The sequence below is a fragment of the Collinsella intestinalis genome (assembly GCF_902364775.2).
In the GTDB taxonomy this organism is placed as follows: Bacteria; Actinomycetota; Coriobacteriia; order Coriobacteriales; family Coriobacteriaceae; genus Collinsella.
Genome location: NZ_CABJEU020000001.1, coordinates 322,115 through 337,217 on the forward strand (window position 1 = coordinate 322,115; position 15,103 = coordinate 337,217).

Annotated in this window: 11 protein-coding genes; 6 read left to right on the plus strand and 5 right to left on the minus strand. The window is 58.6% G+C overall.

What is annotated here, in order from left to right; translation table 11 throughout:
* Nucleotides 1-35: 35 nt before the first annotated feature.
* On the minus strand, nt 36-1,322 hold the full coding sequence (locus tag FY258_RS01290) for an MFS transporter (protein WP_117798973.1): 1,287 nt from the start codon (nt 1,320-1,322) through the stop codon (nt 36-38).
* Between the two features lie 837 nt (nt 1,323-2,159).
* On the opposite strand from FY258_RS01290, the gene FY258_RS01295 reads away from it, so the two are divergent.
* Nucleotides 2,160-2,327 carry a hypothetical protein gene (locus tag FY258_RS01295; RefSeq protein WP_157966984.1) on the plus strand — a complete coding sequence of 56 codons (168 nt, stop codon included), beginning with the start codon at nt 2,160-2,162 and terminating at the stop codon, nt 2,325-2,327.
* A gap of 1,123 nt (nt 2,328-3,450) precedes the next feature.
* Here the strand turns inward: FY258_RS01295 and FY258_RS01300 are convergent.
* Both FY258_RS01300 and FY258_RS01305 read right to left on the minus strand, forming a co-directional pair.
* Nucleotides 3,451-5,691, minus strand: a complete 2,241-nt coding sequence (locus FY258_RS01300) for a DNA gyrase subunit A (protein WP_118102511.1) — start codon at nt 5,689-5,691, stop codon at nt 3,451-3,453.
* A 75-nt stretch (nt 5,692-5,766) separates the two neighbouring features.
* Nucleotides 5,767-7,764: a DNA gyrase/topoisomerase IV subunit B gene (locus tag FY258_RS01305; protein WP_118103944.1), complete on the minus strand. Its 1,998-nt coding sequence runs from the start codon at nt 7,762-7,764 to the stop codon at nt 5,767-5,769.
* Between the two features lie 249 nt (nt 7,765-8,013).
* Here FY258_RS01305 and FY258_RS01310 point away from each other — a divergent pair, with 249 nt between their 5' ends.
* Together FY258_RS01310 and FY258_RS01315 are read left to right on the plus strand one after the other, a co-directional pair.
* Entirely contained in the window at nt 8,014-8,274 is a 261-nt protein-coding gene (locus FY258_RS01310; RefSeq protein ID WP_118102512.1) for a hypothetical protein, read from the plus strand.
* Nucleotides 8,267-8,542 (plus strand): DUF4160 domain-containing protein, encoded by a 276-nt coding sequence (locus tag FY258_RS01315; protein WP_118102513.1) that lies wholly within the window; start codon nt 8,267-8,269, stop codon nt 8,540-8,542. The genes FY258_RS01310 and FY258_RS01315 overlap by 8 nt, the downstream gene beginning before the upstream one ends.
* A gap of 53 nt (nt 8,543-8,595) precedes the next feature.
* Here the strand turns inward: FY258_RS01315 and FY258_RS01320 are convergent, their stop codons facing one another.
* Nucleotides 8,596-9,639 carry a Fic family protein gene (locus FY258_RS01320; RefSeq protein WP_118102514.1) on the minus strand — a complete coding sequence of 348 codons (1,044 nt, stop codon included), beginning with the start codon at nt 9,637-9,639 and terminating at the stop codon, nt 8,596-8,598.
* Nucleotides 9,640-9,779: 140 nt separating this feature from the next.
* A complete protein-coding gene (locus FY258_RS01325; RefSeq protein ID WP_220396006.1) occupies nt 9,780-10,829 on the minus strand; it encodes a restriction endonuclease in 1,050 nt (349 codons plus the stop codon).
* Nucleotides 10,830-11,193: 364 nt separating this feature from the next.
* Here FY258_RS01325 and FY258_RS01330 point away from each other — a divergent pair, with 364 nt between their 5' ends.
* The 3 genes from FY258_RS01330 to FY258_RS01340 are packed head-to-tail and all read left to right on the plus strand — an operon-like array spanning nt 11,194 to nt 15,103.
* Nucleotides 11,194-11,796, plus strand: coding sequence for a restriction endonuclease subunit S (locus tag FY258_RS01330; protein ID WP_118102515.1), 603 nt, complete (start codon nt 11,194-11,196; stop codon nt 11,794-11,796).
* Nucleotides 11,797-11,798: 2 nt separating this feature from the next.
* On the plus strand, nt 11,799-13,256 hold the full coding sequence (locus FY258_RS01335) for an N-6 DNA methylase (RefSeq protein ID WP_118102516.1): 1,458 nt from the start codon (nt 11,799-11,801) through the stop codon (nt 13,254-13,256).
* A 50-nt stretch (nt 13,257-13,306) separates the two neighbouring features.
* Complete coding sequence (locus tag FY258_RS01340) at nt 13,307-15,103, plus strand: type I restriction-modification system subunit M (RefSeq protein WP_118102517.1); 1,797 nt, start codon at nt 13,307-13,309, stop codon at nt 15,101-15,103.

Consider the following 15,103-nt stretch of genomic DNA (forward strand, 5'->3'; position numbering starts at 1 on the left):
CGATGGCTGCTGCCTCTTTTTTTCGAATACTTGGGCTATTGAATCTGCCCGGTATCTCTTTTCCCCACGTTTCGGACGCTCGGAGCAAGCAGCATAGCCATCGCAAGCAGTACCATGGTCGCTCCAGAGCCGACGAACCATAACGGAGCTCCAAGCAGATCCGCAAAAACGGAGGGGGCTGCGAGGCCCATGGGCATGGCCCAAGCCATGATGGTTCCGTAGAGGCCGAAAACGCGGCCTAGGTACTCAGGAGGTATCTGCTCCTGCATAAGGGCAGTCTGGGTTCCCGCGTACAACGGGGAGCATGCGCCCATAAGAAAGCTCACCGGCAGGAAAGCAGCGAACAATGACGGGCCGAGCGATCCGGATACGATTGCGGCAATGCCGAAGCCGGCAATCGCGGCGACCATGGTGAACGACCTATTGCGGAACCCTCCCGTAACCGCCAAGATACCGGACCCAGCCAGCATGCCTGCAGAAAAAAGGATTTCCACCAAAGCGGCATCCCCCGTGCTACCGCCAAAATGCCCCAAGGTCATTATTGGGAACAATGCCGCGAGCGGAGAGAACGCGAAAGCGAAGACGAACCCGCACCAAAGAAGGGCGAACAGCCCCCTGTACCCCCTAATCAGCTTGTAGCCGTCCGAAATCTCAGAGAAGAGCTCTCGAACCTTATTGGAAAAGGACAAGCTGCGGTCGGCTTCGTCGAGGCTCCCTGCGTCTATCTGTGCGGCGAGGATGGCTAAAGAAGCGAAAAGCGCTCCCAGCACGTCGAGGACAATCATAGCGGTAATACCCGCCACGGGATAAATCACTGCTGCAAGCGCGGCGCCAAGAATGTATCCGCCGGACTGAATCGCCTGAGTCACCCCCGATAGGCGAACGAGATGCTCCGGTGGGGCGAGATGGGGCGTGAGAGATTGGGAGGCTGGCGTGTAGAACGAAGTACCAACTGCACGGAGAAACAGGGTGATGAGAATTAGCCATGCAGGTAAGCTGCCGGCCAACGAGGCAATCGCCAAGGCGGCACCCACCGCGGCAATGAAGAGGTCGGCGCCGATGAGGACACGTTTCAAAGGCAGTCTGTCGACAACGGCGCCCGCAAGGATTCCGAACAAAGCAATCGGCAGAAAGCCTGCCAGCGATGCTAAGGAGAGGAGAGAAGACGACCCTGTCGTGAGGGCGAGATGCCAAATAAGACCCATTTGGAGAATCGAACTCGTCAATGTCGAAACGAGCTCGCCGCCCCATACGAAACAAAGCTTGAATTGCCATGAATGGCACAGCAGAGCAGACCTGCCCCGAGAGGTTTCAAATATCATGGTTATGTCCAATCGTGAAATGGCGTGCAGAAAAACAGCGCGACGCCACAACAGCGCCGCTTTCTAGGCGCTCATCCACGTGCGGAAAAGACCAACCACGACACCCCTCCTTTGTTAATTCGGTCTGGCAAACCATGTAATATTAACGAGGCTTGAGTTTGCCTGTCAAGAATCGACCATCGGTAAGCGCAGTCCTCTCTGGCCATTCGATTCCTTTTGTATCTATGGTTGCATAGGTGACCCGCCAGGGCTATTACGCGTGGAAGAGGCGCCTGCCGAGCTGGCCGATGAGGCGCTGAAGATGGCCCTGGTCAGGCGAAACGATCCCAAGGGATGCGTACATCATTCGGATAGTAAGAATGTTGCCAGCAGGTTTTGCGGCAACCGCAAAGGAGCCGTATCCTGCAGCTGGAATCACGTTGCAGCATCCTGACCCGCATTCCGATTGGCGGACGGCCCGCTTCGGCATCCTGACCAGCACAGCGATCGAGCCTTGTCATTCCTTGGATATGCCGGTTGCTCGGGGCGGTCCCGACGGAGGCCCTCGCCTCCCCGGTCCGTGACCCAAGAAGGGCAAGCATGCTGATCTGCATGGCTGGTTCCTCCTTTATGTAGACGACCATGCAAAGAAGGGACAACCGAGGAGGCAGGTTACTGATGCGGGCTCCCGCACGCCCATGACTACCCGACGGGCTGTTTTTCATCTCCGATGCCCGCATTGCAGCATGAACGAATGTGCCTCGACATCTCTGCTGGCATGGTACGACTGGGATCGCACCTCGACGCATCCTTGCGCATACTGCCTTCCAAGTTTCGAAACCGGGAAGGAAAGTGTATGTGAGCGACGATATCGGCGCCGATTCGACGCTCGAGAGGGAGATTGCGCCGATTCTATCCATCGGGGATGCATTCCCGAAGATTCTCATCACTCGCACGAGGCATGAGCCCCATACCCGGGAGGGCGTGCTCGTGCTGAATTTCGCGAGGTGGCTGCTTGGCGGGTAGGGTTCTGAACGTCGCATTGGGATATCGCGCGACAGGGCACGCAGGGCTGTTTGTGCCCGCACGGGAAACGCCGTCGCCATGCGGGCGGCCTGTCGTGTCCGATTAGCCTTTTGCTAAACAGGCTTACGCCAACTCATGGGCAAGCCACCTGAGACTATTCACTTTGCTTATCGTTGACAAAGACCTGTGGCCTGCGGTTTTGTGAACGGCTCGTAAGCCACCCGCGTCGACTCACTTACTGTTGAAGCTGGTGGTTTGCAGGCTCAAAGGCGGTTGAGTTTCAAAACGGGCGTTTTTCGGCGATATCGAGCCTCCAAAGGCGGCTCTCCGTGCCCCTTGGGACAAAAATAAAAACTCAATACTCTGAGTTTGAAAATGGTTTTTGAAGTTGTCCCAGCTTTTGTCCCCGAAGCCGATGAAACGCGACGTCGCGTCATTCAGCGGCACTCACTTCGAGATGCCGCCGAAAACTGGGTGCAACTGGAGTGACGAGACGGCAAAACTATAACCACCGAGTGGGAATAGCGAGAAACGGCACCGTTCAAGCCCCTGACCTGCGGAGAGGTCGGGGGCTTATCTTTTTTGGCAACCTCTGGGCAACCTTTCGATGACATCAGCTCTTCCTGGATTGGAGACGGGGAATCCCGAGCAGGCATGGTTCCCACTTTGAGCGTGGGTTGTGAAATGTGCAGCGAACTGGGAAATGCAAAGGGAGTTGAGGCGTGGCACTTTGCGACGATATGGCGTTTGGGGGCGGGATAGTGCAGAGGGGTCGAGCTTTTTCGTACTAGATTCCGAAAATGCCGAGTATACGAGTCGACCGCGGCTCCGTGACCAGGCGTTTTGTGCGTGTGATTTCGCCTGTTACTCGGCAAAACCGAAAACAAGTACGAAAAAGCTCGACCCCTCTGCCCGGAAGTAGCGGGAGCGCGTTTTAGGGCGGCTCTGACCTGGTCGATGCGGCATCTATGGTAAAGCGCGGGAAGCGTGGGCGCCTGATATGCGCAGCTCGACGGGCTCCGCGCGAGATGCGGAAGCCCGTCGAGTCGGATGATGTGAGCCTTATGTTGTTCTTTGCCCTTAGGTTTGAGACTCTTCTGCGTTTAGTGCGGGTGTTCTTGCCTTAGTCGAACAGGCTCGGCATGTCGTCGTCCTTCATGAGCGCGCCGGCGCACGGCAGGCTCTGCGCGGTGAACTTCTCCGCGGAGACGCCGGCGCCCAACACCTCCTCGGCCGTGCTCACGGTGGTGATGACGCGTCCCTTCTTGGCCGTGAAGGCCTGAACGCCCTGCGTGTTGGTGGTCGTCTTGGTCTTGAGCAGCGATGTGTTGAAGTTCATCAGACGGTAGTCGCTCGAGACCAGCGCGACGTCGCGATCCTCCTTGAGCACCTGCGCATACAGCAGCTTGGACCCACCGTAGATGGCGTTCTTGAGGCGTTTGCGGTTGGTCTTGGTGACGTAGCCGGCAAGCGCGACGCGCACCGCGCGCCCGTTCTCGAAGACGAACAGCACGTCGGCCTTGTAATCCTCGGGGTCGATGACCCAGATCACGCTCTCGTCGGGGTCCATCTCCAGGTCGGTGGGCAGGTACGCACCCAGCTGCGCGGACTTGGTGTCCTCAAACGCAGCGACCTTGCACTTGTACACCTGGCTCTTGTTAGTGAACACCAACAGCTCGTGCGTGTTGGCGGACGGGAACTCGATGAAGGGCTCGTCGCCGTCTTTGTACTTGAGCGCCGCGCCCTTGCGCAGCACGCGGTCGGTCATCTTTTTGAGGTAGCCCTCGCGCGAGAGCATGATGGTGACCGGGTACTCCTCGACCTCGGGCTCCAGGCTCACCTCGATGACATCGGACGGCTCGATCCTGCCCGTGCGGCGCGGCATGACGTACTTCTTGTTGACCGCGGCCAGCTCGTCGGAAATGACCTTCTTGATGTTCTCCTCGCTTGAGAGGATCTCCTCCAGCTCGGCGATCTCGGCCTCGAGTTTGGCGATGTCCTTGGTGCGGTTGAGGATGTACTCCTCGTTGATGTTGCGCAGCTTGAGCTCGGCCACGAACTCGGCCTGGGTCTCGTCGATGTCAAATCCGCTCATCAGGTTGGGGACGACCTCGGCCTCGAGTTTGGTGCCGCGGATGATGGCGATGGCCTTGTCGATGTCGAGCAAGATGGCCTCCAGACCGTGCAGCAGGTGCAGGCGCTCGGACTTCTTGCCCAGGTCGAAGTTCACGCGGCGGCGCGTGGACTGGACGCGCCACGCAACCCACTCATGCAGGATCTGGCGCACGCCCATGACGCGCGGGTAGCCGTCCACCAGAACGTTGAAGTTGCACGAGAACGAGTCCTGCAGCGTGGTGGTGCGGTACAACTTGGCCATGAGCTTCTCGGGGTCCACGCCGCGCTTGAGGTCGATGGCGATGCGCAGGCCGGAGAGGTCGGTCTCGTCGCGGATGTCGGCGATCTCGCGCACCTTGCCCTCCTTGGAGAGCTTGATGATGCGGTCGATGATGACGTCGGTCTTGGTGGTGTAGGGGATCTCGTAGACCTCGATGATGCGCTCTTCGGGGACCCAACGCCAGCGCGAGCGGATCTGGAAGCTGCCCAGGCCCGTCTCGATGATGCGCTCCATCTCCTCGCGGCGGTAGATGATTTCGCCGCCGGTGGAGAAATCGGGCATGGGCATGTACTCGAGCAGGTCGCAGCTGGGGTCCTCGAGGAAGTGCATGGTGGCGGTACAGACCTCGTTGAGGTTGAAGCCGCAGATGTCGGAAGCCATGGCCACGCCGATGCCCTTGTTGGCCGAGACCAGGATGTTGGGGAACGTGGTGGGCAGCAGGCGCGGCTCCTTCATGGCGCCGTCGTAGCTGTCGACGAAGTCGACCGGGTCCTTGTCGATGTCCTTGAAGATCTCGGCGCAGATGGGGGAGAGCTTGGCCTCGGTGTAACGCGAGGCGGCATAGGTCAGGTCGCCCGAGTAGTACTTACCAAAGTTGCCCTTGGACTCGACGAAGGGAGCGAGCAGCGCCTCGTTGCCCGTGGCGAGGCGGACCATCGTCTCGTAGATGGCGGCGTCGCCGTGCGGGTTGAGCTTCATGGTCTGGCCCACGATGTTGGCGCTCTTCTGGCGGTCGCCCTTGAGCAGGCCCATCTTGTACATGGTGTAGAGCAGCTTGCGATGCGAGGGCTTGAAGCCGTCGATCTCGGGGAACGCGCGCGAGACGTTGGTGCTCATGGCGTAGGGCATGTAGTTGGTCTCGAGCGTCTCCGTGATGGGCTGCGCCGTGACCTCCGAGTGCAGGCCGATGACGTTGTCGGTGTTGACCTGCTTCTTCTTGCTCTGGGTGTTGGTTTTCTTCTTTGCCACGATGTCCTCTTGGTGCTTCTTGGGGGCCGTTGTGCTTCGTTACGGGCGGTGCCGCCCGAGTGCGGGCTCCAGACCTTACTGCAGGTCCAGCTGGTCGAGATACTCCTTGCCGTGCTCTGCGATATGGCGCTTGCGGCCGGCCTCGTCGTTGCCCAGCAGCAGATTGAACATGGACTCCATCTTGGCCACGTCTTCGGGCTCTACCTTGATCAGGCGGCGCGTCTCGGGGTTCATGGTGGTGAGCCACATCATGTCCGGGTCGTTCTCACCAAGACCCTTGGAGCGGTTGATGGAGCACTTCTGGTCGCCGATCTCGGCCAGGATGGCGTTCTTCTCGAGCTCGGTGTAGGCGAAGTAGGTCTTCTCCTTGCAGTTGATCTCGTAGAGTGGCGACTCGGCGATGTAGACGTAGCCCTCGTCGATGAGCGTGGGCACCAGGCGGTAGAGCATCGTCAGGATGAGCGTGCGGATGTGGTAGCCGTCCACGTCGGCGTCCGTACAGATGATGACCTTGCTCCAGTTGAGGTTGTCCAGATCAAAGGCGCCCAGGTTCTTGATGCGCTTGTCCTTGATTTCCACGCCGCAGCCCAGCACGCGCATGAGGTCCATGATGACATCGGACTTGAAGATGCGCGGGTAGTCCTCCTTCAGGCAGTTGAGGATCTTGCCGCGGACGGGCATGACGCCCTGGAACTCGGCATCGCGCGAGGTGCGGATGGCGCCCGCCGCCGAGTCGCCCTCTACGATGTAGACCTCGCGACGGGTCTTGTCCTTGGAGCGGCAGTCGATGAACTTCTGCACGCGGTTGGCCATGTCGGTCTTCTGCTGCAGGTTTGTCTTGATGCTCTGGCGGGTCTTCTCGGCGTTCTCGCGCGAGCGCTTGTTGATGAGGACCTGCTCCATGATCTTGTTGGCGGCGTCTTTGTTCTCGATTAGGTAGGTCGAGAGGCGCTCCTTGAAGAACGCCGTCATGGACTGCTGGATGAAGCGGTTGTTGATGGCCTTCTTGGTCTGGTTCTCGTACGACGTCTGGGTGGAGAAGCAGTTGGTCACCAGCACCAGGCAGTCCTGGACGTCCTGCCACTTGATGGAGCTCTCGTTTTTGTTGTACTTGCCCTGGCCCTTGATGTAGGCGTCGATCGCGCTGGTAAGCGCGCTGCGGGCCGCCTTCTCGGGCGAGCCGCCGTTCTCGAGCCATGAGGAGTTGTGGTAGTACTCCTGCATCTGGAAGGTGCGCGAGAAGCATAGGCAGGCCGTGATCTTGACGTTGTAGTCGGGCAGATCCTCACGGTCGCGGCCGCGGCGCTCCGCCTCGATGAAGAAGGGCTCGGTGAGGTAGTCGGCCCCCACCTTCTCGAGCACGTAGTCCTCGATGCCCTTGGGATAGCAGAAGTCCTCTTCGGCGAATTCGCCGTCGTCGCCCTCTATGCGCAGGCGGAAGGTTACGTTGGCGTTGACCACGGCCTGACGGCGCATGGTTTCGCGGTACCAATCGTGCGGGATGCTGATCGAGGTGAAGACCTCCAGGTCTGGGCGCCACTTGATGGTGGTGCCGGTGCGGTCCTCGTTAGAGGGCTCGATTTCGAGCGCCTTCTTCTTGGTACCGACAACCTTGCCCTTCTTGAAGTGCAGGGAGTACTTGTTGCCGTCGCGCAAGACCGTGACGTCCATGTACTCGGAGGCGTACTGGGTCGCGCAGGAGCCCAGGCCGTTGGTGCCCAGCGAGAAGTCGTAGTCGCCGCCCTCGTTGTTGTTGTACTTGCCGCCGGCGTAGAGCTCGCAGAAGACGAGCTCCCAGTTGAAGCGCTTCTCGGACGGGTTCCAATCGAGCGGGCAGCCGCGGCCGTTGTCCTCGACCTGGATGGAGCCGTCGCGGAAGGCGGTAAGGGTGATCAGTTTACCGTAGCCCTGGCGCGCCTCGTCGACGGCGTTGGACAGGATCTCGAAGGCGGCGTGCGCGCAGCCGTCGAGCCCGTCCGAGCCGAAGATGACGGCGGGGCGCAGGCGTACGCGCTCCTCGTCCTTGAGCTGACGGATGCTGTCGTTGCCATAGTTTGCGGTGTTCTTTGCCATGCTCGCTCTCTCGGTGGTTCCCTTTTGCGTCTTTGTAGCCATATAGATGAATACCGTAGCATAGCCCAGCTCGTGTTGGGTCTCGTCCAATCGAAATCCATCGAACAGAAGTTCGTGCGTCGAGGGTACACGTACTTTTCCTGAGCTCGGAAATCAGGCTAGCGTCTGCGCAACATCGCCTTGCCCCTTAAAGTGCGAATGGCCTGGCGCGGGTATAATCTGGCGGAAGGGCAGCCATGGAGGTGCGTAATGTTCTACAACTATGCGGAGCTCGAGGATGGGACGCAGCTGGCGTTCTCCAACGTCCTCGATAGTGGCGAGGTGCAGGTTTCTATCGAGCGGCCCGTCGACTTGGGCTTTGATTCCGCTATGTGCACGCTTCCCGCGTTTGAGTGGTCGGAGATAGAGGGATTCGACGATGCCGACATCGCCCGTCTAGACTCCTTTGTCCATAACAATGCGCAACTGATCCTGAGGCTCGCACGTGAGGTGTCGAGGGAATATGCCTAGGCTCTTCCTCTTCCAGGGTTTCGCCATCTTCTTCTGGACGGGTGAGGACGGTGAGCCCGTGCATGTTCACGTGGCGAAGGGCCGTCCGACCGCAGGGGCAACCAAGATTTGGCTGACGCGCAATAGCGGCTGTGTGCTCGCGAGCAACGGCAGCAAGCTCAATAAGAAAGACCTTGCGAACGTGATGGACTTCATTCTCGCGAACCACGGTGAAATCTGCGAACGTTGGAAGGCCTACTTCCACGGGGATATCAGTTTTTATAAGTAGTCTGCCGGATATCTCCGCCCTCCGCTATCGGTGCTTTTCGCCGTTGTAGTGCCCTATCGCCGCTGGTATGCGGTTGATCGTGCGGCGCCGATCTTCTCGATCACGCCTTCTTGCTGCAGCTTCGAGAGGATGCGCTCCAGCGTGCGCTGACTCATCCCGGGATTGGCGTCAATGATCTCCCGCTTTGTGGCCGAGCCGATCAGCCGGTCGAAGAAGGCGCGAATAGCCTCCTCGTTGTCCGCGGGGGCGCCCACGAGGGGGAGCCTGTTGGCGAGCTCTCGGTAACAGGCGTCAATGATGCCGAGCATGTAGGTGACGAAGGGCGCGTAGTCGCTCTTTCCTTCCCGCCAGCCTTGCGAGCTTACGGCAAGGGCTTCGTAGTACGTCTCTTTTGTGCGTTCGATTTCCTTCTCGATCGAGACGAACTTTCCAACGTCGTAACCGGAGCGGTACATGAGCAGCAGCGTGAGCAGCCTGCTCATGCGCCCGTTGCCGTCGTTGAACGGATGGATGCTCACAAAATCGAACGCGAACACAAGGGACACGAGCAGGGGGTCGTGCGTTCGGGCATCTATCTGCTCGCGGTATTCGTTGCAGATGGCCTCGACAGCGTCGGGTGTCATGACGGCGGGCGTGGGAACAAAGCGCGCGACGAGTTCGCCTTGCGCGGTGCGCTCAGCGATCACATTGTCCGAATCCTTCCATGTGCCCGCATGGGAATCGCCCGAATAGCGGTACAGGTCACGGTGGAGCTGCAAGATCACGCCAGGGGTGATCGGGATGTCATCATGGCTTTCGTGGATGAGGTCCAAAACGTAGCGGTAGCCGGCGATTTCGCGCTCATCGCGGTTTCTGGGTTCGGCCTTTTTGAGCATGAGCTCGCGCAGGCGCCTGTCGGAGGTCGAGATGTTCTCGATTCTATTCGATGCGCTCGTACTTTGAATCTTGGCAACTTCCACCAAAGCGGCGAAGTGGTCGGGGTGAGCGATGGAGAGCAGGGAGGTCTTACCCTTGTGCTCGCGGATACTCCCAAGAGCGGAGACGACCTTGGGGGTCATAAGGCTGCTGAGTGCTCGGTTGTAGTCGAATTGGGTCAAAGTATCCTCGCCATCTACGTAGTATCTTCGACAAGTATAGGCGATTTGGCGAAGATACTTGAGCATTGGCGAGGATACTTTAGGCGCGACGAGGATGCGCCGAGGAGGCCGCGTGTCCAAATTCCCCGTGGGGCGGCTCGCTACGCCGGCCACCAGATGCGGGTGAGCGGGAGAATGCTGCGGGTCTCGTCGTCGGTCTTGTCGTAGACCTCGACGTAATGGCGAACAAAGGAATCGAGGTCGAGCAGGCGTACGGGCACGTTGGCGCGGTCGGCCTCGTAGCGGGCCTCCTTGGTGAAGCTCCCGGTGGAGACGTAGAGCCCGCGATCGCCCGCGCGAAGCCCGCCGATGAACGAGCGCACTGCGGGTGCGCCCATGGCTCCCTTGCGGTGCTTTACCTCCGCCACGATGCGTGGAGACTCGAGTCCCAGCGCGTCGGGGGAGGCGATCACGTCGCGTCCACCATCGGGGCCCTTGGGTGTCACGCGGGCGCAATAACCCATCGCCTTGAGCATGCCCGCCACCAGACGCTCCATGTCCTCCCAACCGAGTTGACTCACGCGGTCCTTGATGAGCTCGATGCCGTTGTCGTATGTGGCGGTGAGCGCCTCGTCGTCACTAGAGGAGTCGTCGCTTGAATCTTGGGCTGACTCGTCGGGGTTGCAGGCGAGCCCGCCGCCCGCCGCCGGGCGCTTATGGGAGGCTGCCGATTCCAGGTCGGCCATTACCTCGGCCGAGATGGCGAAAATGGTCTGAATTCCGCCAAGCGAGTTCTTGGAAGACTGCGAGAGCACGTCGCGTAGAGCAGTTTTGTTCCAAGTGACGGCACGCGTGTAGGTTATGCCTTCGGGCTCCGGCACGGGTGAGCAGGGGCCGGAGATGACGCCGATATGGTAGAGGCGTTCGGCGGGGTCGTACATGACGACGGTCGACCCCTGCTCCATGGAATGGGCAAAACGGAATACCTGCCCAACGCTGGTCGCGACCTTCTGCTTGCTCTCGGCGGGGTGCGCCGCGGCATATGCAGCCCTGATCTGGTCGCGGTCCATGTTGGCGATGTCCAGACCATCGAAGTCCCAGCCAATGCCGATGATGCTGTTCTCGACCCAATCGGTTGCGAACGTTCCCCCGCGCCCCGCGCGAATCATCCAAGCGTTCATGGTGACGGCCTTTCCCGTTGCGAATCTCATGCTTCGTATTATCTCACTGGGACGAGCTGTATACGAATGTGTCTATGTGGTGAGTAAGGAAAGGTCCGTACATTAGATTTAATTGTCCAAAAGGATTTGGACAATTTCTAACCGCATACTTGACCAATAGAGCAATTCTAAATATATTACTGTCCAGAGCGATTTGGACAGACTATTAAGAGTCCAAATACATAGGTGAATCATGATAGGAGGCAAGAGATGAAGAGGGGGAGTGCGGAAGAAAGGAGCGCGCCGTTTCGGTAACACCAACCCACACAAACAAAAAGGGCCCGTCCCAGTAGGGACGAGCTCCAAGCCAAGCCACAGTATACCAACAGGTGTACCACTCCGATAGGATTTCAACATGAGCATTGAGTATGCAAATCTGGAAGAGCTCTGCCATATCAAGACTGGCGCCCCGATGGCCCGAGCCAGGAAGATACCCGAGGGCGGCGAAGCACGGAGCGTCAGAGCCCTTCCCCCTCGCTCCCTGCAAGGCGGCTCCATCGTCGACGACGAGCTCGTCACCGAGGAGGTGGGCGAGATCAACAAAGAGCACTTCACTCGCGAGGGCGATGTCGTTATCAAGCTCTCAACACCATATGACTCAGCATATATCGATAAGGACCACGAAGGGATTCTTGTCACCTCGTCTGTCATGATCCTTCGCAAGAAGCCAGATGCGGCCGTCGACATGCAGTATCTTTCCATGTTCTTGGGCATGCCTCAGACCAATGCAGTTTTGCAGGCCGTGAGCACGGGACAGAGCACCGCCATGGCAATGCTCAAGCGTCGGGCGGTGGCGGAAATCGAGGTCCCATTGCCACCTCTGGAGCGACAGCAGGAGCTTGCGTTGCTTTTCCAGGCGGTGCAAGAGCGGAGGCGTCAATACACGAGGCTCATTGAGCTGGATGAGGAGCTTATTGTTAGCCAGATGTCAGACTCCATCTGGGGAGAGGGCCGATAATCATGCGCAAGAAGATTGGCTTTAAGTTTGCATCCGCTACGTTCTCCACCGTCGATGGCTCCGACTTCGTGCCCAAGCTGCGCCTGCTGCTCCAAGGATATGAAAGCGAGATGCGCCGACTGGGCCTAGTTGATATCTATGACCTCGAACAGTTCATGTTGTACTGCTCGTACGTGTCGCGCAATATTGTCGAGCTCGGTGTCATCGACTTCGATGACAGGTTCTCAATTGATGAGGTCGAGACGTGCATCGGCAATGAGTACGTAGCGGCGGGCTTTGTGGACTACTATGCGGAATTGCGTGCGCACGGCTGCGTCCTTCCTAATTTGCGAGGGATTGAGTTTCGCGAGCGCGACCTGTCCGGCGCGATAACGATGTGGGCCCAAATGCTCGCCTCTTCCGGGCTCAGCTTGATGGAGAGGGGCGAGGGTAAAACAGCATCGACTATTTGGTCCGTGCTTGCCGAGGAATATGGCTCCGACTCTTGGAGCAAACGCAGGGGCGAGCACGCTACGTCTTTGTCGATAGCGAATCTCGCTACAAGCCTCGCGGATGTTGAGAGAAAGACCGTGCTCGACCTCGCATGTGGCAACGGCGTCTATCTCGCTACGGCGCTCTCCAAGGGTGCGGCTTCGGCTTGTGGAAGAGATATCGATGCTTCGGCTGTCATGCGGGCTAAGATCGCTTGCTTCTTTGCAGATCCTACCAAGAACAGCGACATCGCAAACGGGGATGTTCTCAAGGCGACTTCTGCGACGGCACCAGCAGAGCGCGTTTTCGTGGCACCGCCGCTTGGCACGAGGCTTCGTATGTCCGAGGTGGGCGATGGGGGATACGCAAGGGAAATGGTTGCCCACGCCACGGGTGAGGAAGCGCCGCGAGCGGTTAGCGTGGAGGACTTCTGCGTCCTAAAGGCGCTCGATTCGCTTACGGAAGATGGCGTGGCAATCCTGCATGTTTCGACGGGTTTCTTGTTCCAGCAGCAAAGGACTCGGCAGGCGCTGCGTCGCATGCTGGTCCAGGATGGGCGCCTGCAGACCGTCATCGAGCTACCGGGCGGCTGCGTGCCCGGATCTGGTGTAAAGAGTGCGTTGCTGGTTCTTACTGCCCGTCCAAATAGGGGCGGCGTGTTCATCGTCGATTGTGATAGCAAGGAGCTTGACGGCAAGGGCCTTGTTTCCAAGGGACGAGGCCGCTGCGAGATAACCGAGGCGGGCATCGATTGGCTGGTCAAGACAGTCGAGCAGCGCGAGGAGATTCCGCTGGTGGCGACCATTGTCGAACGCGAGGAGATTCTCGCCAATGGCAGCAGTCTCTGCTATTCCGCCTACGGGGAGATCGTTGACTACGCGGCGGCGCTGGATGAGGTGCGCTCGGTGGATGAGATTCTGAGCGACATGCGCTCCGCTCGGGAGGCCATAGAAACCCTCGATGAGCAAATTGCTGGCATTTTGAGCTAGATTGAATGACGGGCCTGATGATCGGGCCCGTTTGAGAAGGAGGAACGGTAATGCCCAATAGCGACGATCTTATCAGGGCCGTCGGCGCCAACATTCAGGAAAAGGCGTCCCTCATTTGGAGCGCCGCGGATACTCTGCGCGGACCCTATAAGCCGCATGAGTATGGTTTGGTTATCTTGCCCATGACGGTTATCAAGCGCTTCCACGACTGCCTTGCCCCCACGCACGATGCCGTGATCGCGGCTGCGGAGAAATACAAGGCGTTTGTGGTAAAGGACGGCTTTCTGCGCGAGGCCTCTGGTTATCCGTTTTACAACACGTCAAAGTTCACCTTCGAGACCCTTAAGGCCGATCCGGAGAACATCGAGGACAACTTCAAGGATTACATCAACGGGTTCTCGGACAACGTGCAAGACATCCTTGCGCGCATGAACTTCTCCGATCAGGTCGAGCGCTTGTGCGATCCGGACGCCCCGTTGCTGTATCAGCTGGTTTGTGATTTCTGCAAGCCTCAAGCCGATATGTCGCCCAGCAAGATAACGGCTGTCGATATGGGTTACATCTTTGAGAACCTCATTCAGCGATTCTCCGAGTCCTATGACGAGGACGCTGGCGCCCACTTCACGAGCCGTGACATCGTTTACCTTATGACCGATCTACTCATCCAAGCAGATCCGCACGTCTTTGATGGGGACCACATTACCAAGACGGTGTACGACCAGACCATGGGAACATCGCAGATGCTCGGCTGCACAGAGGAGCGTCTCTGCCAGTTGGACGCCGATGCTCGTGTGACGTGCTATGGCCAGGAATTCAATCCCTTCACATTCGGCATTGCAAAGGCGAGCGCGCTCATTCGCGGCGAGGATGACACGAACATGCGCTTTGGCGATACACTTTCGGCCGATAAGTTCGAGGGCTTTAAGTTCGACTACTGCATTTCAAACCCGCCGTTCGGTGATCCGTGGAATCCGCAGGCTACCGTTGTGGAGAAAGAGTTCAAGTCTGCCGGCGGTGGGCGCTTTCCCGTGGAGAAGCTTCCTGCCAAGGGCGATGGGCAGATGCTGTTCGTGCTCAATGGCCTGGCCAAGCTCAAGGACGATGGCGTGATGGCGATCATTCAGGATGCGAGCCCCCTTTACAAGGGCAAGCCCGGTAGCGGCGAGGACAGCATTCGCCGCTATGTGTTGGAGAACGATTGGCTTGATGCCATTGTGCAGTTGCCATGTGACTCGTTCTACAACACGGGGATCGCTACATACATCTGGATTTTCAGCAAGGCAAAGGCCCCGGAGCACCGTGATCGCGTGCTGCTCATTGATGCTTCGAAGTGTTTTGAGAAGCGCCGCAAGGGTATTGGCGATAAAAAGAATGACATCACCAAGGCTTGCCGCGACTTGATTGTGCAGGCATATGCCGAGTACCGCGACGGCAACTGGGAGGCGGTGGGCGCCAACGGGCAGAAGGTGTGTGTCGAGACTCGCCTGATGGAGACGGTCGAGTTTGGATTTAACCGTGTGACCGTGGAGAGCCCGGTCGTTGACGAGCACGGTGAGCCGATTCTCAATACTCGCGGCAAGATGCAGGCCGATAAGGCGAAGACGGACACCGAGGATATCCCCCTCAACCAGGATATCGATGCGTACATTGAGCGCGAGGTGCGCCCGTACAACAAGCATGCATGGGTTGATAGGAAGAAGACCAAGGTGGGTTATACCATTCCGTTCACGCGTGTGTTCTACAAGTGCGCAGAGCTCGAGCCGGCAGACGAGATCGCCAAAAGAATCCTTGAGCACGAGAAGACGCTCGAAAAGAGTCTCGAGGCGCTTTTCGGTGAGGTGCGGTAA

Coding starts and splice junctions, on each gene's coding strand:
- FY258_RS01290 (WP_117798973.1), bottom strand. CDS start 1,322: ATGATATTTGAAACCTCTCGGGGCAGGTCTGCTCTGCTGTGCCATTCA.
- FY258_RS01305 (WP_118103944.1), bottom strand. CDS start 7,764: ATGGCAAAGAACACCGCAAACTATGGCAACGACAGCATCCGTCAGCTC.
- FY258_RS01310 (WP_118102512.1), top strand. CDS start 8,014: ATGTTCTACAACTATGCGGAGCTCGAGGATGGGACGCAGCTGGCGTTC.
- FY258_RS01315 (WP_118102513.1), top strand. CDS start 8,267: ATGCCTAGGCTCTTCCTCTTCCAGGGTTTCGCCATCTTCTTCTGGACG.
- FY258_RS01325 (WP_220396006.1), bottom strand. CDS start 10,829: ATGAGATTCGCAACGGGAAAGGCCGTCACCATGAACGCTTGGATGATT.
- FY258_RS01330 (WP_118102515.1), top strand. CDS start 11,194: ATGAGCATTGAGTATGCAAATCTGGAAGAGCTCTGCCATATCAAGACT.
- FY258_RS01335 (WP_118102516.1), top strand. CDS start 11,799: ATGCGCAAGAAGATTGGCTTTAAGTTTGCATCCGCTACGTTCTCCACC.
- FY258_RS01340 (WP_118102517.1), top strand. CDS start 13,307: ATGCCCAATAGCGACGATCTTATCAGGGCCGTCGGCGCCAACATTCAG.